Origin of the sequence: Larkinella terrae (genome assembly GCF_009668025.1) — a bacterium.
GTDB lineage: Bacteria > Bacteroidota > Bacteroidia > Cytophagales > Spirosomataceae > Larkinella > Larkinella terrae.
This window is the reverse complement of the sequence record NZ_WJXZ01000005.1, coordinates 17293-37677: the sequence shown is the minus strand read 5'-3', so window position 1 is coordinate 37677 and position 20385 is coordinate 17293. Positions and strand designations below refer to the sequence as shown.

Here is a 20385-nt window from a genome sequence, read left to right as displayed (position 1 = left end):
TGAGTGAATGAGTGAATGAGTGAATTCTTGTCATCGTTCATCGGCTGACGACCAGACATTCGCTCATTCACTCTTTCACTCATTAATTGCTAAGTGCGTTATACAGCAGGATTTGATTTTTGGAGATCACGCGTTCGCCGGACCGAACGCCCGAATCGAGGTAGGTGACTTTGCGCAACGTCTTGTGGACCGACACCTCCCGAACCTCCAGGTCGCTCCGGTTTCGGTAGACGACCACGAAATTTTTCGAGTGATCGAAAATAACCGCGTCGGTCGGCACCGTCGTCAGTTGTTCTCCGGTTGCCAGGCTGAGCCGAATGGTCGCGTGCATCTGCGGTTTTAGCTTGTAATCGGCGTTGGAAAGCTTGATGCGGACGCTCATCGCTTTAGTACTGGGATCGAGCACGTTATAGATTTTATCGACCTTGCCCCGAAACACCTGATCCGGGTAACTCAGGGTTTCGATCTGCGCATCCATGCCCGTCCGTACGCGCCCAATATCGCTTTCATTGACATTGGCCAACACCCAGACGTCGTTGATTTCGCCGATCGTAAAGAGGTTGTCGGCATTGTCGGAGCGCAGTTGCAAACCGGGATTGACATTTTTCTCGATGATAAAACCGGAAATTGGCGCCTTGACGGTGTAGTTCGTTGACTTACCCAGCCCGTAAATCTTGAAAACTTCCCGCAAACGGGTCAGCTCGGCTTCGGCCTGATTTACTTCATTTTGCGCCTGCACTACGTCGCGCTGAGCGTTCAGTTTGCTCTCGTTCAGGTCCTGCGCCACCCGCAGATTTTTCTGAGCCACCAGCAAGCCCGATTGCGCCTGAATCATTTGCCGCTCCAGATCGGCCACTTCGCCGGAGCGAATCAGCGCCAGCGTCTGACCTTTGCGGACGTAATCGCCCAGTTCAACCGGCACTGTTTCCACGTTTCCACCCACCAGTGGAAACACCTTGATGACCTTGTTTTCGTCGGCGATCACCCGCCCCACCAGCGTCAGTTCATTCCGGACCGGCTGAACTCGGGCCGTATCCAGCCGGATTCGTTTTAACATCGTATCCGAGAGCATAAACGCTTTGGCTTCTTCCACTTCCGCTTTTTTCTGACACCCCAGACTAGCCATTCCCAGCATTAGCAGGAAACCGCCTATGATAATTTTGTTCATGATTTAGTTGATTAAATCGGTACCAATGACGTAGTTAAATTCCTCGTAAGCCGTCATCCGGTCGGCCTTCAGCCGGTTCAGATCCCGGACGTTTTCGGTGTAGGTTTCGAAGAGATCGACAAACTCGAGCAGGGAGATATTGCGTTTCAGAAAGTTGCTCACCACGCCCTCGTTCAGTTCTTCGAGCTGTTCCGTAAACCGCCCTTCGACCGACCGGATCATTTGCTCGGAATGGCGGATTTTCTGCCAGGCGGCCGTCACTTCATTTTCAATTTGCCGGGTTTTGTGCTGCTGCAACCCTTTCTGGTAGCCAATCTGACGCTCTGCAGCCCGAATGGCGCCCTGATTGCGGTTGAAAAGCGGCAAATCCACCGCCACCGACAGCCCGAAATAATTCGGAATGTAGTTCGACGACTGATCGTAAACCCCTCCAACCCGCACATCCGGTTTAGCCAGTGCTTTCTGAAGATTGTAATTCAGTTGGGCCTGCCGGGTCAGCGACTCGCTGAGCTGCCGATCGGGGCGGTTTTGCAGCGCCAGATTCCAGAGCGAATCCAGTGACTGAACCGGCGGTTTAAGCCGCGCCAGGGCGGTTTCGTCGGCTAGCGGTCGGATTGGCTGGTTGGTAGCCAGCAGCGTTTGCAGAAACTGTTGCTGGTCCGTGAGCTGGGAGCGGATTTCGGTGCGATCTTTCGACAGTTGAAACAGCAGCGATTTCAGTCGCAGTAACTCCCGCAGCGAAATATTGTTACGCCGGTATTGTTCCTCAAAGGCATCGACGGTGTTTTGCAAAACCGCAATCTGCTGGTCATACTGACTCAGCGTTTTCTGCTGGAAATACATTTCATAAAACCGGGTGTGCAGCTCGAACCGCATCGCCCGCAGCAAATCACGGAATTCCAGTTCGGTCAATCGCGCCGATTCCTGCGCCAGCGCCACCCGTTTGTTGCGTTTCCCGGCGGTATAGAGCAGTTGCTCGATGCTGACGAATTTTTGTCCCTGTCTGCCAACGTCGAGCGCCCGACCCCGTTCGGGATTATAGGCATTCACTTCAGCCGTTATGGTCGGATTTTCAAACAAACTTGCCTGAAGAACCTGGGCCTGAGCCGCTTCAATCTGGTAACGACCCGCGAGCGCGAGCAGATTTCGCCCGCCAAACAGGCTATCGGCCTGCCGGAGGTGGATGGACAGCGTGTCCTGAGCCCGGGCCATTCCGCAGTAAAGCAGAACCGCCAGGGTCATGTATTTAATCATAATCCTGAAGTCACATAGTGGAATGAATGACGTACCGGTCCGGTGATTACCCGAAAGCAATGCTACAACGCCAGACCCCGAAAAGATCGACGCAGCACGCAACGCGGCAAAACCGTGGATACGAAAAAACGGAAGGACAACCCACCGGCCGACCAGCGACCCCGGTTGATCACTTCACCAGAAAAGGGGAAAATCAGGCCCGTTTGGGCGGAGGAGAATCAATCTCGGGCGAATGAGACGAGTAGAAAGAAGCGTAAAAGAAGGGCTTCTTTTGGGACAGTAAGGGAAAACTAACGGTTATTTTTTCGACGGAAGCGACGGCCTGGGAGGCATTCCAGTCATAAACCGACTTCACTAATTTGACCGCAACCGGGTGATCCGGATCGTCCTGCTCGGGAATGGCGTTCGGAATTTCGAGGACTTTCTCCAGAAAGACCTCCCCGATACTTTCCATTTTATTGACCGACAAATCTTCCACGCCCACGTTCTGAATCGCGGATTGAGCGATTTCGTCCGGGGGGTCGATACTGAAGTTCAGCACGTTGATGGCCATCAACAGGCAGAAAATCCGGTGCAATAAAGGAAGTCGACGAAGTTTTTTCATGCAAAGACATTGCAAAGATACAAAAAACCGCCGGAAACCGCTCAATAGCCTTAGAAGCCAAATCATTCCCGCCATATTGCAAATTGATCATTTGTCAGTATCTTGTCCTGAGTTCTAAACCTATGCTGATTGGTGAAATTTCTACGCTATGGCGGGCCATTCGTTCTGGCCGGCTTATTCTTTGCATTTAGTTGTGTTGGCGTACAGGCTCAGTCTTCGCTTTCCCGCGTTATTTCCGGCTACGTGCGCGAAACCAGTACCAACAAACCCATCAGCGGAGCGTCCGTTTTTATCACGGAAACCCGCCGGGGGGCCACCACGGATCGCGACGGTTTTTATACGCTAACGGTTTCCGGCGGCACCTACACCCTCCTGATCTCGCACCTGGGCTACCTGCGTTTTGAACAGAAAGTGACGGTTCCGCCCGACCGCAACCTGAACAACATTTCCCTGTCGCCCGACACCCGGCTCCTCGACGAAGTGACCGTCAAAACCGAGACGCAGGATCGGAACGTTAAAAAAGTGGAAATGGGCGTTACGCAACTGTCCATCCAGCGCATCATCAAAATGCCCGCACTGATGGGCGAAGTGGATATTGTGCGGAGTCTGCTGCTCCTGCCGGGCGTTACGACCGTCGGCGAAGGAGCAACGGGCATCAACGTGCGGGGCGGCAGCGTCGATCAGAATCTGGTGCTGCTCGACGACGCGCCGATTTACAATTCGTCTCACCTGATGGGTTTCTTTTCGGTTTTCAATCCCGATGCGGTTCGCGATGTAACTTTGCAGAAAGGCAGTCTTCCCGCCCGTTACGGGGGCCGAACGTCCGCCGTGCTCGATGTGCGAACCAAAGAACCGGATGCCGAAAAACTGCGGCTTAGCGGTGGCGTCGGCCTGATCTCAAACCGCCTGGGAATCGAAGGGCCGATTGCGGGGCGCAAACTCACGTTTCTGGCCGATACGCGATTGGCAATCAACAATTTCCTGTTCAAAGCCGGTCCGGCCAATATTCGGGATGTAAGAGCCAGTTTCTACGATGTTACCGCCAAAATCAAGTATTTGCCCAACGAAAAGAATACGGTTTATCTGTCGGGCTACGTCAGCGACGACCGGATGTTATTGCCTTCGGATTCGCTGTTGTCGGTGGACGTATCGGCTACCCAAACCGGTTTCGATTACCAAACCGCAAACGGTTCGCTGAAATGGACCCACACGTTCAATAACCGCCTGATTCTGAATCTATCCGGCGTGGTTTCGCGCTACCGGGCGGCCACCGCCGTGCCCGATAGCAGCAATAAATTCCGGTTGCAATCGGAACTGCTGTCGAAAATTGGCAAGGCCGAACTCAACTACCAGACCGATCTGCACCACTGGTCGTTCGGGGTTCAGGCAACGCATTACGATTTGTCACCCAATACACTGACGCCCGGTCCGGTTTCCAACGTGCAGCCCGTTGATCTGCCGTCCGAGCAGGGGCTGGAAGCCGGTTTGTACGCCGAAGATGAAATCACGTTGAACGAGAAAACGTCGCTTGTCGCCGGATTACGGTATTCGCAATTCCTGTTTCTCGGCCCCACCACCTTGCGCACCTACGCACCTAACGGCCCCCGCCGACCCGAAACGCTGGCCAGCGAGGAGACCATTGGCGCCGGATCGGTAGCCAAAAGTTACGGCGGTCTGGAGCCCCGGTTGGCGCTGCGCTGGGCGCTGCAATCCGATCAGTCGCTAAAATTTTCGTATACCCGAACGCGGCAATACCTGCAATTGATTACGAATTCGACGGCGGCTTTACCGACTTCGCGCTGGAAAATGAGCGACAACCACATCCGGCCGCAGATTGCCGATCAACTGTCGGCGGGGTATTTCCGGAATTACCAGAACGACACCTACGAAATTTCGGCGGAGGTTTATTACCGCCAGATTCAGCACGCGATCGACTACCGCGACGGCGCCAAATTGCTGCTCAATCCGACACCCGAAACCGATCTGGTTCAGGGCCGGGGAAAAGCCTATGGCGTTGAATTGATGGTGAAGAAAAACAAAGGATTTCTGACGGGCTGGGTCAGTTACGCCTACACGCGCACGCTGTTGCTGGTCGACGGCCTCTACGCGGGCGAGCGGATTAACAACGGAAACTGGTATCCGGCAAATTACGACAAACCGCACGCGGTGAATGCGCTGGCGATCTACCGGCCATCGCTCAAGTTTACGTTTTCGGCCAATTATACCTACAGCACCGGTCGGCCGATGACGGTGCCGTACGCCAAAGCTCGGGTCAATAACCGGGTTACACTGCCGGTTTACCTCGACCGCAACCAGCAGCGCATTCCGGATTACCACCGGTTGGATATTTCAATGACGTGGGAGAAAAATCCCGCCCGAAAATCGCGTTACTGGTACAGCTGGACCTTCTCGATTTATAACCTGTATGCCCGAAAAAATGCCTATTCCGTGTTCTACCGGTTTAGCAGCTATGCCGGGAGCGACGCCAATAAATTATCCATTTTCGGTTCGGCAATTCCATCGCTGACCTACAATTTCAAGTTGTAACCCCGCCTGGATGAAAACCGTATCTTACTTTTTGTGTCTCGTTCTGACCGTACTGCTCTGCCAGTGCGTCACGCCCATCAATCCCGACGTCCGCTCGCTTCCTCCCGCACTGGTGGTGGATGGTCTGGTGACCGACCAGCCCGGCAAAAACCGGGTTTCCATGAGTTTTACGGCCGATTATACGTCAACGTCCCTGAATTATGTTGCGGAAAAAGCGACGGTTTTTGTCACGAATAATACCAATCAGCGAACGACTTTCAGCGAAACATCGCCCGGTTTTTACCAGCCTGATTCAAGCTGGCGGGGTAGTATCGGCCAAAGCTACACGCTGCATATCCGGCTTTCCGACGGTCGCGAATACCAGTCCAAACCGGAGTTGCTGAAACCGGTTGCGCCCATAGATTCGATTTACATTGAATTTAATCAGCAGCTAAAACTGGGCAGCGATGCGTACGACAAAGGCTTTGACGTCTACCTTGATTTGAAAGATCCGGCGACGCCAGACGATAATTACCGCTGGAGCTGGGTACATTATGAGCCGCTGGTCTATTGTGACGTTACCCGGGTGCAGTCCTGCCCGGGTTGCGCCGTTTATCAGGAATACGGCCTGACCTGCTGCACCCGATGCTGGGATATTGTCCGGTATCAAAATCTGATTAATATTACCAGCGACAACGCCATCAACGGCAACCGCATCAGTCGGCGGCCCATTCTGCGCGCGCCGTTTAACTCGTACCAGCCTTATTATGTGGAGATTGAGCAGCAATCTCTGACGAAAGAAGCCTACACGTATTTATCGGCGGTAAAAGACATGATTCAGAATGTGGGCGGTCTTTTCGATGCAGCTCCGGCTACCTTAACCGGTAATATCAGCAGTGTCAGCCAGTCCGACGAGCTGGTGCTGGGTTATTTTGGGGCCTCTTCCATGATCATTCGCCCGCTTTACATCGACCGCAGCAAAGCGCCGGTCGAGCCAGACATTATCCTGGCCCCTCCCCCGCAGCCCCCGCCCACCACGTGTGCGAAATGCGCAGAAAACCTGGGCAGAACCTCAAAAGCTCCGAGATGGTGGAAGTTTTAGTGGAATGAATAATGAACAATGAATAATTAACAATGAAGGGTCTGCGGGCTTTCATTATTAATTATTCATTATTCATTATTCATTTATTTCTTACCACCCCGGATTCTGCGTCAGATTCGGATTGAGCTGGCGTTCTTTGGCGGGGATGGGAAACAAATAATCCTTTTTCTCATCGAAGGGCCGACCTTTTGAGGTCAGTTCCTGATAGGCTTTTTTCCAGCGGACCAAATCCCGCCAGCGGTGGCCTTCCAGCCCCAGTTCAACCACGCGTTCGTGCATGATCCAATCCATGAAGGCGGTTTTTGATAAACCGGGATCCAGTTCTTTCAAACCGGCCCGTTTCCGAACCCGATTGACGGCCGCATAGGCATCGGCCGTCGGGCCCTGCGCCGAGTTAGTGGCTTCGGCAAACATTAACAAAACATCGGCAAACCGCATGAGCCGGATGTTGACATCCGAACCGGTAGTCCAGTCGAACTCATTGCCCGCATCTTTCTGGTATTTGCGCACCGCAAAATCAACAGGTAGCAAATCGGACCAGCGGGTGTATTCCAGCACTTTGTAATAATCCAGCCCGTCGAACTTGCTGCCCTGCGGACCAAAAACCGACGCCAGCAGCCGGGTATCTCCGGTTTCAAACTGCTTGACGTACCACTCCGACGGAATGACGTTGTTATACGCCCGGCCCCGAACCCCCATTTCAAGCGGCCGCAAACCGCCGGTTCCGCACTCGTCACAAAAGGCACCGGGATCAACCGTGGTCGAAAACTGGACTTCAAACAGGGATTCCCGGTTATTTTCGTTGATATTGGTGTGATTATCCCGGTAGTTCGGCACCAGATCGTAGACGTTCGAGTCGATAATTTCCTTGAACAGCTTGGCTGAAGCAGCATAATCAGCCTGACTATTGGTCAGATTGGCACGGTACAACAGCGCTTTAGCCCTAAATCCTTTGGCGGCTCCGCTCGTGGCCCGGCCAATGTCGTCGTCTTCATACGAAACCGGTAAACGCTTTTCGGCCTCTTCAAAATCTTTCAGAATGGCCGCATACACATTGGCAGCCGCAATCCGGGTCGGCTGTTTTTCCTCCGGTTTACTGACGTCGACCACTTTCAGAATCAGTGGAACATCGCCGAAATTCGTTACCAGAATGAAGTAATACATCGCCCGCAGGAAATACACTTCGCCCAGCAGACGGCTTTTTTTAGCTTCGTTCATCGACACGCCCGGAAGGTGAGTAATCGCCAGATTGCTCCGGTAAACGCCCTGGTAACAGCCCGACCAGACGAAGTTGAAAATTTCATTCGTTGCATCAGCTTCTACTTCCCGCATCAAAACCAGACTCGGGCTGGTCGAAACCGTTGCGCTGGTTTCGTCCGACATCAGTTCCTGCGTCAAATGCATGATCTGGGAATACAAGTCCGGCGACGCTAGCGTGGCATAAGCGGCATTGACGGCTTTGAGCGCATCCTCCTCCGTTTTGTAATAATTATCCGTTGTCAGCTCATTGACATTCTGAACGTCTAACGTTTTTTCGCTGCAACCGGCCACCAAACCGGCCGCGAGAAGAAGCGTGCTTATGTTTTTCATAACTAGTTAGCGATTGGGTGATTGAGTGATTGAGTGATTGAGCGATTACCTGCGCGGTTTGGTTTTTCCGCTCAAACAGTCAATTACTAATTAAAAACTGACCTGAATACCGCCCAGAAACATCTTCGACTGCGGTTGTTGGGCAAAATCGATCCCTTCGGCCAGGGCCTGGTTACTGGCAAATTCAGGATCGAGACCCCGGTATTTTGTTTTTGTAAACAGATTCTGCGCACCTACGTACACCCGCAACCGGCTGGCGCCAAAAGCGGAGGTGAGGCTGGTGGGCAAGGTATACCCCAGTTGCAGGGCTTTCAGCCGGAAATAGCTTCCGTCTTCCACGAACCGATCCGACGGCCGGAAATTCCGGGTGCTGGACGCGTCGACGCGCGGCTGCGTAGTCGACGGTTTTTCGCGGGTCCAGCGGGTAAGCACCTCCGTTCCGGCATTGTACCGACCCTGATAGCCGTTCAGCCAGTAGGCATTGGCGTTGTAAAGCTGATTCCCCGATGCGCCTTGCAGCAACACCGATAAATCAAAATTCATGCTGCTCACCGTAGCCGACAAACCGTAGTAAAAGGTCGGAACCGGACTGCCGAGGAACGCCTTATCGGCATCGGTAATTTTGCCGTCCTTATTCAAATCCGCGTAACGAATGTCGCCGGGTTCGGTCCCGGTCAGGTTCGGATTTTTAATGACTTCGTCGCGGGATTGAAAAATCCCCGCCCGTTGAAAACCGTAGTAACTCCCAACCGGCTGCCTAACCGCCGTGGCCGTTACGGTTTCGTCCTGCACCAGACCACCCAAAACCGGGTTCGGCCGGTCGCCTAACGAAACCACCTTGTTTTTCTGCCAGCTGGCAAAACCGGTTACATGGTAGGTAATCAAGTCGCTACTTTGGGCTGCGGTTAAAGACAGATCGATGCCGGAATTATCGAGCGTCCCGGCATTGGTCAGCGGGGCAGCAGCGCCCACCGACGATGGTAGCGGAACCTCTACAAGCAAATCCGTCGTGCGTTTCCGGAAATAGTCGACCCGCAGTTTCAGGATATTGTCGAGTCCGGTAACATCCAGACCGACATTACTGGTCGTTGTGGTTTCCCAGCGAATGCCCGGGTTGGGCAGCGTACTCGGAAAAGCCCCAACGCCTAAAAACGAATTGGTTGGGCCAAATGGGTAGTTATAGTTTTGCGTAATCAGCGAAGCATATTGAAAATCGCCGACGTTGTCGTTACCGGTTTTTCCCCACCCAGCCCGCAGCTTTACGGTATTCAGGTACGGCACCGCTTCCAGAAACCGCTCTTTATTGAGGTACCAGGCTACTCCCAGCGACGGAAAAGCCCCAAAACGGTGCCCCGGTCCGAAACGCGACGAACCGTCGCGCCGTAAAACCGCCGTCAGCCAGTATTTCTTGTCATAATCGTACGACAACTGCCCCAGCAAACTCACCACCCGGTAAAACGCGTACGAACCGCCCACTGTCCGGTTGCGCGACGACTGACCAGCCGTCAACGAACGGATGTCGTTACCGGGCAGCCCGTCCGCAAACGCCGAGATGTCGTTATTTTGGTACGTCTGGCGACTGCCCGCGAGCAAAACCGTCAGGGAGTGGGCGTCCTGCGTGTGGGAATAACTCAATTGGTGATGCAGCAGCATATTGTACCCTGTCTGTTTGGCGCGGGCCAGTGAAGCCGTCAGGTTGATGTTGTACTCGCCCATGTTGAACGCGGGCATGGAATACGCGCGGTCAAAATTTCGCAGATCGAAACCGAGCGTGGCCCGGTATTTTAATCCGTCGAACAGCGTCCATTCACCGAAGAGATCCCCGATCAGATTCAGGGAGGTTTGCCGGTCGTTGGTCAGGACCGATAGGCCAATGGGATTGAGTGCATCATTGCTGGCATCCAGATAAGTCGTTCCTTCGTAACCACCGATGCGTTTCGGGTTGGTGATCGACAGATACGGCGCACTTTTAATCGCCTGCTCGATCGCCGTTCGGCCCCCGGCGCCATCATTGACATGTTCAACCGCCTGACTGACCGTCAGGTGCTGTCCTACTTTCACGTTTTCGAGCAGGTCAAAATCCGTGTTGAGCCGGATCGAAAACCGCTCAAAATCAGAGCCTAAAATAACCCCGTCCTGTTTAAAATAATCCGCGCCTACCAGGTAGCGGGCCGATTCGGTTCCGCCCGAAACCGACAGATACGCACTCCGCACGGGCGCCGGACGAAACAGCGCCCCGAGCCAGTCCGTATTGTTTTTCAACAGCGTATCGAGCGACACCTGATTGGTCAGTTTAAACGCCGGAATCAGTCCGCCATTCGAACGGCTATCGTTGATGTAATCGATGTACTGGCGCGTGTTGAGAAGTTGGGGCCGCTGGTTGATCTGCTGAACCCCCGTAAACAAATCGACCGTCACCCGGGGTTTGCCAATGGTGCCTTTTTTCGTCGTAATAAGAATGACCCCGTTGGAACCGCGCATGCCGTACACGCCCATTGCGGTGGCATCTTTTAGCACTTCGACCGATTCTACGGCGTTCGGAGTCAGCCAGTTCAGGTTATCCGTTTGTCCGATAATCATTCCGTCAACCACCACCAAAGGCGTGGTATCACCGAATCGACCAGGTCCGTGAATCTGCAAAGTTGCGCCCCCGCCGGGTTCGCCGGAATTGGATCGGACCAGCAAACCCGCGACCTGCCCCTGCAAGGCTTGCACGAGATTTGCGGTAACAATCTGCCCGAGCTTTTGACTGGAAACCGTATCCGTCGAACTGGTGTGCTGATAAGCCGTCAGACGGCCGTGGCGGATCGAAAGGGAATCATCCGACTGTATTTTTGGGGAAGCAGAAAGGGGAAGTTGAGCAGTTAAGAGTACAAGTAAACAAGCAGTTAAATGAAAAGAGGACGTTGTCCATAACGTTGCATAACACCGAAAAAGCGGTGGGTGTATCATACCTGGATCGGGTTAGAGAAAGTAATACCAAAAAACTACTTACCTCTTACCGCAACAAGAATAATACCAATCAAAAAATTAAAAGCCTGCGTAATCGTAAAGATTACGCAGGCTCCTGGTATTCACGGGCTTTCGTCCGTGATTTACTTTCCATCTTTTCTATTCAGGGCACTTTACACGGACTAAAATCCATGAGTATGTCTGTCTGTTATTTCTTCACAAACTCGCGGTGGTAGGCGGCTTTGTACAACTCTTCATCCGGGAGGCTGCGGAAATAATCGTACGTAATCCGGAGCCCTTCGGCCCGCGAAACTTTCGGCTCCCAGCCCAGAATTTCCTTCGCCCGGGTGATGTCCGGTTTCCGTTGCTTCGGATCGTCCGTGGGCAGCGGTTTTACGATCAGTTTCTGCTTGGTGCCCGTCAGTTTGATAATTTCCTCGCCAAACTCCCGAATGGTGATTTCACCGGGATTGCCGATGTTAACCGGATACGCGTAGTCGCTCAGCAACAGGCGGTAAATCCCCTCAACCAGGTCGTCGACGTAGCAGAACGAGCGCGTCTGGCTACCATCGCCGAAAACCGTCAGGTCTTCTCCACGCAACGCCTGACCGATGAAAGCGGGCAGAACCCGGCCATCATTCAGTCGCATCCGCGGGCCGTAGGTGTTGAAAATCCGCACGATCCGGGTTTCCAGGCCGTGGTAGGTGTGGTACGCCATCGTGATCGCTTCCTGAAACCGCTTGGCTTCATCGTACACGCCACGCGGACCAACCGGGTTGACATTTCCCCAGTAATCTTCGTTCTGCGGGTGAACCGCCGGATCGCCGTAGACTTCCGAGGTGGAAGCAATCAGAACCCGGGCATTTTTGACCCGCGCCAGACCGAGGCAATTGTGAATTCCCAGCGAGCCGACTTTCAGCGTCTGAATCGGAATTTTCAGGTAATCGATCGGGCTGGCGGGAGATGCGAAATGGAGAATGTAGTCCAGATCGCCCGAAACATGAATAAATTTTGAGACGTCGTGGTGATAAAATTCAAAATTGGGCAACGGGAACAGGTGCTCGATGTTGCGAATATCGCCCGTAATCAGGTTGTCCATCGCAATAACGTGGTAGCCTTCCTTGATAAAACGATCGCAAAGGTGCGATCCCAGGAAACCAGCCCCGCCCGTGATAAGTACGCGTTTCATATTCTAGTTTATAAGTTTCCAGTTTATTGTTTATAGTTAAACAGCCGGTTTTCAGGAGGTAAAAACCATAAACGCTAAACTATAAACTAATTTTAATTGAGTTACGAATTAGATTACGCCGTTTGTGAAACTTCTGGTGTAACCGTTTCCCGCCCGATGCTGTAGTACGTGTAACCGACTTCTTTCATCTGGTCGAGTTCGTAGACATTCCGGCCGTCGAAAATCAGTTTATTTTTCAGCAACAGGTTCATTTTGCCAAAATCCGGCGTCCGGAACAGCGGCCATTCGGTCATGATCACCAGTGCATCCGCATCGTCGAGCGCGGCATAGGATGTGTGGGCGTAATTGATCTGGTTGCCCAGCACATTCCGCACGTTATCCATCGCTTCGGGATCGTAAACCGTCACTTTGGCTCCTTCGTTCAGCAGGAACCGGATGTTTTCCAGCGCCGGAGCTTCGCGAATATCGTCGGTATACGGTTTGAACGCCAGCCCCCAGACAGCGATGGTCTTGCCCTTCAAATCACCGTCAAAATGCGCTTTGATCATCGGCAGCAACTTGCTTTTCTGTTTGGAATTCACGTCCATTACCGACTTCAGAATCTTGAAATCGTAGTCGTATTCCTGCGCGGTTTTGGCCAGCGCCTGCACATCTTTCGGGAAGCAGCTTCCGCCGTAACCAATTCCGGCGAACAAAAACCGCTTGCCAATCCGGCTGTCGGTTCCAATGCCCCGACGAATGTCGTCCACGTTGGCACCGGCTTTTTCGCAGAGGTTGGCAATCTCGTTCATGAACGAAATTTTAACGGCCAGAAACGCATTGGCGGCATATTTAGTCATTTCGGCCGAACGCTCGTCCATAAAAATCACCGGGTTACCCTGCCGAACCAGTGGCGCATAGAGTTTATTCAAAACCGCCTTTGCCTTGTCCGATTTCGTTCCGATCACGACGCGGTCGGGCTTCATAAAATCATCGACGGCGACGCCTTCGCGCAGGAATTCCGGGTTCGACACCACATCGAAATCAATTTTGGCTCCCCGCGAAATGTGCAGCCAGACCTTCTCGGCGGTTCCGACGGGCACCGTGCTTTTGTCGACAACCACGGCGTATTGCTTTAGCAGCGGCCCCAGATCGTCCGCAACTTTCAGGATATACTTTAAATCCGCCGAGCCGTCTTCGCCCGGAGGTGTGGGCAGCGCCAGGAAAATAACTTCTGCGCCTTCAATTCCTTCGGCCAGATTGGTCGTAAATTTCAAACGCCCTTCGGCGGTATTGCGGTTGAACAGAACGTCGAGACCTGGTTCGTAAATGGGAATAATTCCGTTGTTGAGTTTTTCAACTTTCCGCTCGTCAATGTCGACGCAGACGACCTGGTTTCCGGTTTCGGCAAAGCACGTACCCGTTACAAGCCCGACATACCCGGTTCCAATAACTGCTAATTTCATGAGGAGTAATTAAGTTATATCTAAGATTGGTTGATGGAAGTCAATTGATTTGTACTTTTTATATACATAAGTTGCAGGACACAAAAATAGATTTTTTTGCTCAATTCTACTTATTCGTCCCGGAATTTGTGATTCACGGGCAAAACCGAATCGTTTGTACGCTGGTATTTTGCCAGTACATACGGAATAAGTGTCACACTTACAATTGATAAATCCGCATTCAGAAGATTTCAATACCGGTTTGTGACTATCAGGTTATTTTTGTAGATTATTACTAAAATCAGGGAAATTCGGCCACACAACAGAACTCGTCCATGACTTCAGAAATTGTAGAAAACCAAGTACAGGATATTTCGCAACTCATTGCGCAAACCGTCCGCGACTTTGCCGCGCGACAAATCCAGCCTTTTGTTCGGGAATGGGATGAAAGCCAGCACTTTCCCATCGAAACCATGCGCCAGTTGGGCGAACTGGGTCTGCTGGGCATTTTAGTACCGGAAGAATACGGCGGTTCGGGACTCGGCTACCGTGAATACGTCGGAGCCATTGTGGAACTAGCCAAGGTGGACGGTGCAATCGGCTTGTCGATGGCTGCGCATAACTCCCTGTGTACAAACCACATCCTGACGTTTGGCAATCCCGAACAGAAGAAAAACTATTTGCCTAAACTCGCTACCGGAGAATGGATTGGCGCCTGGGGTCTCACTGAACCGAATACGGGTTCGGATGCCGGAAATATGAAAACCGTCGCCATTCGCGACGGCGACGACTGGGTGCTGAATGGTTCCAAGAATTTTATCACCCACGGAAAGAGCGGCAACATTGCGGTGGTTATTGCCCGAACGGGAGCGCCCAATACTCCCCACAACGCCACGGCTTTTGTGGTTGAACGCGGAACGAGCGGTTTTTCCGGCGGCAAAAAAGAAGACAAACTGGGCATGCGGGCGTCGGAAACGGCCGAAATGCTGTTTCAGGATTGCCGCATTTCCGACAGCCAGCGGCTGGGCGAGGTCGGCGAAGGTTTTGTGCAGTCGCTGAAAATTCTGGATGGCGGCCGCATTTCGATTGCGGCTCTGAGCCTCGGGATTGCGATGGGTGCCTATGAACACGCCTTGAAATACGCCCAGGAACGGCAGCAGTTCGGCCAGGCCATTGCCCGGTTTCAGGCCATTGCCTTCAAACTGGCGGATTTAGCCACCAACATCGAAGCGGCCAACCTACTCACCTACCAGGCTGCTGATCTGAAAGATGCCGGAAAACCGGTCACGAAGGAATCGGCGATGGCGAAACTATATGCGTCCGAAACCGCCGTGAAAACCGCCGACGAAGCCGTGCAGATTTTCGGCGGTTACGGCTACACGAAAGATTTTCCGGTTGAGAAATTTTACCGCGACGCCAAGCTCTGCACCATCGGCGAAGGCACCAGCGAAATTCAGCGCGTGGTGATTTCGCGTCTATTGCTTCAGTAAAAGAAAAGGCGGAGAAAATCCCCGCCTTTTCTATCTATTCACAATTAAACCTCTTACTTACTACTCTTTTTTTCCGTCTTCTTTACGACTTCTGTTTTCTTGGCCATAACGTGGTGTTTGCCATGTTTGCCCTTCATTTTTTCGCCTTTTACGGCTGTGGCAGTGGATTTAGCCGGTTTGTCCTGCGAAAAAGCGGCCGGTGCTGCTAAAATAGCCGCGCATACAGCGGCAATGATCAACTTCTTCATGGTATTGATGGTATTGACCTTTTAAAATTGGTTTTGAGCCTGCCTAGAGACGGGCTTTCTGACTGAAAGGTCAACACTTTGTATTAAAACCCAGTTAACTTCAATTTAAAAGGAGATTAAACCGTATGTCACTGTTCCTCATAATGATAGGTTAAACCGCCGTCTACAAAGTAGGTGCTTCCGGTTACGTAACCCGCGTCTTCACTCGCCAGAAAAGCCACGACGGCGGCTACTTCCTCCGGTTTGGCGAGTCGTTTCATGGGAATGTTTTTCAGTAAATTATTGAGCAGTTCGGGTGTTTCCAGCAAATGCTGATTGATCGGCGTGGCTACGGCCCCCGGCGCTACGTTATTGATCCGGATGTGGAACGGGGCCAGTTCGGTGGCCAGGTTGCGGGTCAGCATTTTCAAACCGCCCTTGCTGGCGCAATAGGCCGCAAAATGGGGAAAGATGATTTCCTCGTGGACCGAGCTCATGTTCACCACCACGCCCGGCCGGTTATTGGCCCGGCAATATTTCACAAACGCCTGAATACCAAAGAATATCCCCTTTAGATTGGTATCCATCACAAAGTCGTACTCCTCTTCGGTGACGTCCCAGAAATCGTGATTGCGTTCCACGCCGGCGTTGTTGACCAGCGCATCCAGGCTCCCAAACGCTTCAATGGCACTGGCAACCAGTGCAATCACGTTTTTCGGGTCGCTCACGTCGGCGGCTATGAATTTAGCCTGCTGCCCCAGGGCCGTAATCTGATCGATAATGCCCTGCCCGCGCTCGTCAAACTTGCGACCGTTCAGGACGATGTTGGCACCTTCGCTGGCCATCCGCAACGCACAAGCCGCGCCAATGCCCTGCGTACTGCCGGTGATCAATACGGTTTTTCCTTCAAAACGTTTCATATTTTTTTGTGCTTTTGAACTAAATACCAGTTGGTTTGGATCAAACCGAAACTATTTCAATTACGCTAACAGCGCCACCAGTCCGGTCCAGCCGGTTTGGTGGCTGGCCCCGAGCCCCTTTCCGGTATTGCCGTCAAAATACTCATGAAACAGAATGTAATCCTTAAAATGCTCGTCGGTTTGCACCTTTTCGTTATCGCCAAAAACCGCCCTTCGGCCGGTTTCGTCTTTCAAAAAAATCGAATTCAGGCGTTTGGAAAGCCGGTCGGCCACGTCGCGGATCGTCATGAACTGACCAGAACCGGTCGGAAATTCGATTTTAAAATCATCGCCGTAATAATTATAGAACCGGTGTAAACCCTGGATCAGCAGGTAGTTAACCGGCAGCCAGATCGGTCCGCGCCAGTTGCTGTTCCCGCCGAACATTCCGGTATCGCTTTCGGCCGGGGTATAGCGTACCGTAAAATTCTGTCCCGCCAGCCAGTATTCGAAAGGCTGGGATTCGTATATCTTCGACAGCGACCGAACGCCGTAGGGCGACAGAAACTCGTTCTCATCCAGCATCCGGCGCAGTAAACATTTCATCCGGTGGCCGCGCAACAGACTGAGCAGCCGCATACTCTCCGAACCATTCTCACCCCGCCAGTTGCTCACCAGTGCTGCCAGATCGGGACGTTGCGCCATAAACCAGGTCATGTGCGATACCAGTCTCGGCAGTTTTTCCCACTTTTTATCTTCCGCCACCTGCACGGCAAATAACGGGAGCAAACCGACCAGCGAGCGCAGCCGGAGCCGACTCCAGGAACCGTCGGGCATCCGGAGCATATCGTAATAAAAACCGTCCTGTTCGTCCCACAACCCCTGCCCCTCGATATTGCCCATGTTGGCCATACTCCCGGCAATGTAAAAAAAGTGTTCGCCGTATTTGATCGCCAGATCCTCGTACACCGGATTCGTCAGCGCCAGTTCCATCGCGATTTGCATCATCGTGAGGGAATACATCGCCATCCAGCTCGTTCCGTCGGCCTGTTCCAGTTGCCCCCCGCCGGGAAGGGGTGCGCTGCGATCAAATATGCCGATGTTGTCGAGGCCCAGAAAACCGCCCTCAAAAATGTTGTTGCCCTCGCTGTCTTTCCGGTTGACCCACCAGGTAAAATTGAGCATCAGTTTATGCAAAACCCGCTGGAGAAAAACCGTATCCGCTTTGCCATTCATGGCCTCATCGGCCTTGTACACTTTCCAGGCCGCCAGCGCGTGCACGGGCGGATTGACATCGCTGAAATTCCATTCGTAGGCCGATAATTCACCGTTTGGGTGCATGTATTTTTCCTGCAAGAGCAGCAGCAACTGTTCTTTGGCAAAATCCGGATCGATTTCGGCCAGAATGATGCAGTGAAACGCCAGATCCCAGGCGGCAAACCAGGGATATTCCCAATTATCAGGCATGGAAATGATATCCGAAGCAATGAGGTGCTTCCAGTTGGCGTTGCGGATGGTTTTGCGGTTTTCGGGCGGAGGAATTTCCCCCTCATCGCCGTTGAGCCACTTATTGACGTTGAAATGGTAAAACTGCTTGCTCCACAGCATGCCCGCCCAGGCCTGGCGTTGAACCAGCCGTTCATCCTCCGTCGCGGCAGGGCTTTGCTTCGTGGCGTAAAAATCGTCTGCATTGGCTTTTTGCGTGGCAAAAACCGCATCGAAATCCGCAAATGGCTGGGAGTTTTCCCGATTGGTCAACCGCAATTTAAACGTCAGACTACTTTTTGCCGGAACGGTTACCCGATAATAAACCGCGGCCTTGGTTCCCGATTGCTGCGGATTTACGGCCTCCTGCAGCCCGTTTACGACGTAATTATTGATGCCATCCTTGACAAAACCGGCGGGGTTCGGCGCGTTGTACAAACGCAGGTTATTGGTTTCGTTTTCGGTAAATAAAAACCGCACATCGCCCTCGGCGTAACCGTGATACGTACCCATATTCCGGGTCTGGATCAACAGCTGATTCGCGCCAATCTGCGAAATAACCGGTTTTTTGTCCGGCTCATTCCAGTTTAACGTATTCCGAAACCACAGGGTCGGCAGCAGGTGCAGCGGGGCCGCTTCGAGGCCCCGGTTATGGACCGTATACCTGACCAGAATGTCGTGTTCATCGTTTTTCGCGTATTCAATAAATACGTCGAAGTACTGATCATCGTTAAAAATTCCGGTATCGATCAGCTCAAACTCCGGCTCCTGCCTCGACCGACGGCGGTTTTCGGTCACCAGCAACTCGTAGGGAAAGGCCTGTTGCGGGTATTTGTAGAGCATTTTCATGTAGCTGTGCGAAGGCACGTTGTCCAGGTAGTAATACAACTCCTTCACATCCTCGCCGTGGTTGCCCTGCTGGTTGGTCAGGCCGAACAGGCGCTCCTTTAAAATGGGATCACGTTCGTTCCACAACGCCAGCGCCAGGCAAAGAAACTGCTGCCGGTCGCTCATCCCGCCGATGCCTTCTTCGCCCCAGCGAAACGCCTTGCTGCGGGCCATATCGTGGCTGATGTAGTTCCAGGCATCCCCGTCGGCGCTGTAGTCTTCGCGAACCGTACCCCACTGACGATCAGAAACATAAGGACCCCAGGCTCGCCAGGTATTGATGTATTGCAGTTTTTCCGATTCAGTCATGTTGGTGCGTATAGGTGCCCGGTTTTCCGCCTTCCAATTGAGCGGATTCGTAAAAACCGCTCCTAATTTCCACATTACCCCGCATATTACAACCGAATCAATGGTCTGCGGAAGCCGGGCGATTAATTGTCCGTTAAATTTTGCGGTTTACTCCTCATTTTTTCCATCCGTCCCCACAACCTTTTATTTACGGTTTTTTCTGCCTATCATCACATTCTTGGAGTTATCCTGTTAATTATCCGAGATTTATTGTTGATAAACGAAAGATGTGAGACACGAGACGTTAGACTAACCAGATTTGTCGCTACTCTCTTGTCTCACATCTTTCCTCCTATTTACCACTTAACCTCGCTTTTCTCATGGGATATGTTTTTTTGACGTTTGTTATTCTGGCACTGCTGGTGGTTTTCATGACGGTCAAGGTGGTACCTCAGCAAACCGCTTACGTGGTCGAGCGACTCGGCAAGTTCTACGCCGTGCTCCAACCCGGTATTACGTTCATTATTCCTTTTTTTGATCGAGTCGCCTACAAGCACAGCCTGAAGGAAACCGCCCTCGATATTCCCGAACAAATCTGCATTACGCGCGACAACGTGCAGGTGCGGGTCGATGGCGTCATTTTTATTCAGATTGTGGACCCCCAAAAAGCCTCCTATGGTATTGCCGATTACCGGTTTTCGGTCATTCAATTGTCGCAAACCACCATGCGGAGCGAAATGGGGAAAATTGAGCTGGACAAAACGTTTGAGGAACGGACAACGCTCAATCAGGCCGTGGTTCGGTCCATCGACGAAGCCGCTATTGGTTGGGGTGTGAAAGTGTTGCGCTACGAAATCAAGAACATTACGCCCCCGCAGTCGGTGTTGAATGCGATGGAAAAACAGATGCAGGCCGAGCGTGAAAAACGGGCGGTGATTCTGCAATCGGAGGGTGAAAAACAGTCGGCCATCAACATCGCCGAAGGCCAGAAACAGAAAGTCGTGCTGGAATCGGAAGGAGTCCGGCTACGGCAGATCAACGAAGCCGCCGGGGAAGCGGAAGCCATCAAATCCATCGCCGACGCCACCGCCGAAAGCATCCGAAAAGTGGCTGCCGCCATCAACGACGAGGGCGGAATGAACGCCGTACAACTTCGGGTGGCCGAACAACTGGTCGATCAGTTTGGTAATCTGGCCCGTACTAACAACACGTTGATCTTACCCGCCAATTTCGGCGATATGGCATCGATTATTTCAACCGCGATGACGGTGGTCAAACAACAGGACAAAACCAAATAAG

At 52.5% G+C, this 20385-nt stretch carries 14 protein-coding genes; 4 read left to right on the top strand and 10 right to left on the bottom strand.

The genetic code is table 11. The features are described from left to right. Positions 1–82: 82 nt before the first annotated feature. From GJJ30_RS09795 to GJJ30_RS09785, 3 genes are all read right to left on the bottom strand, one after another. Positions 83–1168: an efflux RND transporter periplasmic adaptor subunit gene (locus tag GJJ30_RS09795; RefSeq protein ID WP_154174968.1), complete on the bottom strand. Its 1086-nt coding sequence runs from the start codon at positions 1166–1168 to the stop codon at positions 83–85. Positions 1169–1171: 3 nt separating this feature from the next. Further along, positions 1172–2422 (bottom strand): TolC family protein, encoded by a 1251-nt coding sequence (locus tag GJJ30_RS09790; RefSeq protein ID WP_154174967.1) that lies wholly within the window; start codon positions 2420–2422, stop codon positions 1172–1174. Positions 2423–2615: 193 nt separating this feature from the next. Beyond that, positions 2616–3026: a hypothetical protein gene (locus GJJ30_RS09785; protein ID WP_154174966.1), complete on the bottom strand. Its 411-nt coding sequence runs from the start codon at positions 3024–3026 to the stop codon at positions 2616–2618. Between the two features lie 132 nt (positions 3027–3158). Here GJJ30_RS09785 and GJJ30_RS09780 point away from each other — a divergent pair, with 132 nt between their 5' ends. Both GJJ30_RS09780 and GJJ30_RS09775 read left to right on the top strand, forming a co-directional pair. After that, a complete protein-coding gene (locus tag GJJ30_RS09780; RefSeq protein WP_310588226.1) occupies positions 3159–5573 on the top strand; it encodes a TonB-dependent receptor in 2415 nt (804 codons plus the stop codon). Between the two features lie 10 nt (positions 5574–5583). Continuing rightward, positions 5584–6654, top strand: a complete 1071-nt coding sequence (locus GJJ30_RS09775) for a DUF4249 domain-containing protein (protein ID WP_154174964.1) — start codon at positions 5584–5586, stop codon at positions 6652–6654. A gap of 90 nt (positions 6655–6744) precedes the next feature. Here GJJ30_RS09775 and GJJ30_RS09770 read toward each other — a convergent pair whose 3' ends face one another. From GJJ30_RS09770 to GJJ30_RS09755, 4 genes are all read right to left on the bottom strand, one after another. Continuing rightward, positions 6745–8244: a RagB/SusD family nutrient uptake outer membrane protein gene (locus GJJ30_RS09770; protein WP_154174963.1), complete on the bottom strand. Its 1500-nt coding sequence runs from the start codon at positions 8242–8244 to the stop codon at positions 6745–6747. Between the two features lie 90 nt (positions 8245–8334). Continuing rightward, positions 8335–11196 (bottom strand): SusC/RagA family TonB-linked outer membrane protein, encoded by a 2862-nt coding sequence (locus GJJ30_RS09765; RefSeq protein WP_154174962.1) that lies wholly within the window; start codon positions 11194–11196, stop codon positions 8335–8337. Positions 11197–11404: 208 nt separating this feature from the next. Next, positions 11405–12385, bottom strand: a complete 981-nt coding sequence (locus tag GJJ30_RS09760; RefSeq protein WP_154174961.1) for a UDP-glucuronic acid decarboxylase family protein — start codon at positions 12383–12385, stop codon at positions 11405–11407. Between the two features lie 113 nt (positions 12386–12498). Continuing rightward, complete coding sequence (locus GJJ30_RS09755; RefSeq protein WP_154174960.1) at positions 12499–13830, bottom strand: UDP-glucose dehydrogenase family protein; 1332 nt, start codon at positions 13828–13830, stop codon at positions 12499–12501. A 314-nt stretch (positions 13831–14144) separates the two neighbouring features. Between GJJ30_RS09755 and GJJ30_RS09750 the strand changes: the two genes are divergently transcribed. Next, positions 14145–15299: an acyl-CoA dehydrogenase family protein gene (locus tag GJJ30_RS09750; protein WP_154174959.1), complete on the top strand. Its 1155-nt coding sequence runs from the start codon at positions 14145–14147 to the stop codon at positions 15297–15299. 53 nt (positions 15300–15352) lie between these two features. Here the strand turns inward: GJJ30_RS09750 and GJJ30_RS09745 are convergent, their stop codons facing one another. From GJJ30_RS09745 to GJJ30_RS09735, 3 genes are all read right to left on the bottom strand, one after another. Beyond that, a complete protein-coding gene (locus GJJ30_RS09745) occupies positions 15353–15547 on the bottom strand; it encodes a hypothetical protein (RefSeq protein ID WP_154174958.1) in 195 nt (64 codons plus the stop codon). A 128-nt stretch (positions 15548–15675) separates the two neighbouring features. Further along, a complete protein-coding gene (locus tag GJJ30_RS09740; protein WP_154174957.1) occupies positions 15676–16446 on the bottom strand; it encodes an SDR family NAD(P)-dependent oxidoreductase in 771 nt (256 codons plus the stop codon). A 60-nt stretch (positions 16447–16506) separates the two neighbouring features. Next, on the bottom strand, positions 16507–19182 hold the full coding sequence (locus tag GJJ30_RS09735) for an MGH1-like glycoside hydrolase domain-containing protein (RefSeq protein ID WP_229313069.1): 2676 nt from the start codon (positions 19180–19182) through the stop codon (positions 16507–16509). Between the two features lie 284 nt (positions 19183–19466). Here GJJ30_RS09735 and GJJ30_RS09730 point away from each other — a divergent pair, with 284 nt between their 5' ends. Further along, positions 19467–20384 (top strand): SPFH domain-containing protein, encoded by a 918-nt coding sequence (locus GJJ30_RS09730; RefSeq protein WP_154174956.1) that lies wholly within the window; start codon positions 19467–19469, stop codon positions 20382–20384. Position 20385: the final 1 nt, after the last annotated feature.

Coding starts and splice junctions, on each gene's coding strand:
- GJJ30_RS09770 (WP_154174963.1), bottom strand. CDS start 8,244: ATGAAAAACATAAGCACGCTTCTTCTCGCGGCCGGTTTGGTGGCCGGT.
- GJJ30_RS09750 (WP_154174959.1), top strand. CDS start 14,145: ATGACTTCAGAAATTGTAGAAAACCAAGTACAGGATATTTCGCAACTC.
- GJJ30_RS09795 (WP_154174968.1), bottom strand. CDS start 1,168: ATGAACAAAATTATCATAGGCGGTTTCCTGCTAATGCTGGGAATGGCT.
- GJJ30_RS09755 (WP_154174960.1), bottom strand. CDS start 13,830: ATGAAATTAGCAGTTATTGGAACCGGGTATGTCGGGCTTGTAACGGGT.
- GJJ30_RS09765 (WP_154174962.1), bottom strand. CDS start 11,196: ATGATACACCCACCGCTTTTTCGGTGTTATGCAACGTTATGGACAACG.
- GJJ30_RS09760 (WP_154174961.1), bottom strand. CDS start 12,385: ATGAAACGCGTACTTATCACGGGCGGGGCTGGTTTCCTGGGATCGCAC.
- GJJ30_RS09745 (WP_154174958.1), bottom strand. CDS start 15,547: ATGAAGAAGTTGATCATTGCCGCTGTATGCGCGGCTATTTTAGCAGCA.
- GJJ30_RS09790 (WP_154174967.1), bottom strand. CDS start 2,422: ATGATTAAATACATGACCCTGGCGGTTCTGCTTTACTGCGGAATGGCC.
- GJJ30_RS09735 (WP_229313069.1), bottom strand. CDS start 19,182: ATGTGGAAATTAGGAGCGGTTTTTACGAATCCGCTCAATTGGAAGGCG.
- GJJ30_RS09785 (WP_154174966.1), bottom strand. CDS start 3,026: ATGAAAAAACTTCGTCGACTTCCTTTATTGCACCGGATTTTCTGCCTG.
- GJJ30_RS09775 (WP_154174964.1), top strand. CDS start 5,584: ATGAAAACCGTATCTTACTTTTTGTGTCTCGTTCTGACCGTACTGCTC.
- GJJ30_RS09740 (WP_154174957.1), bottom strand. CDS start 16,446: ATGAAACGTTTTGAAGGAAAAACCGTATTGATCACCGGCAGTACGCAG.
- GJJ30_RS09730 (WP_154174956.1), top strand. CDS start 19,467: ATGGGATATGTTTTTTTGACGTTTGTTATTCTGGCACTGCTGGTGGTT.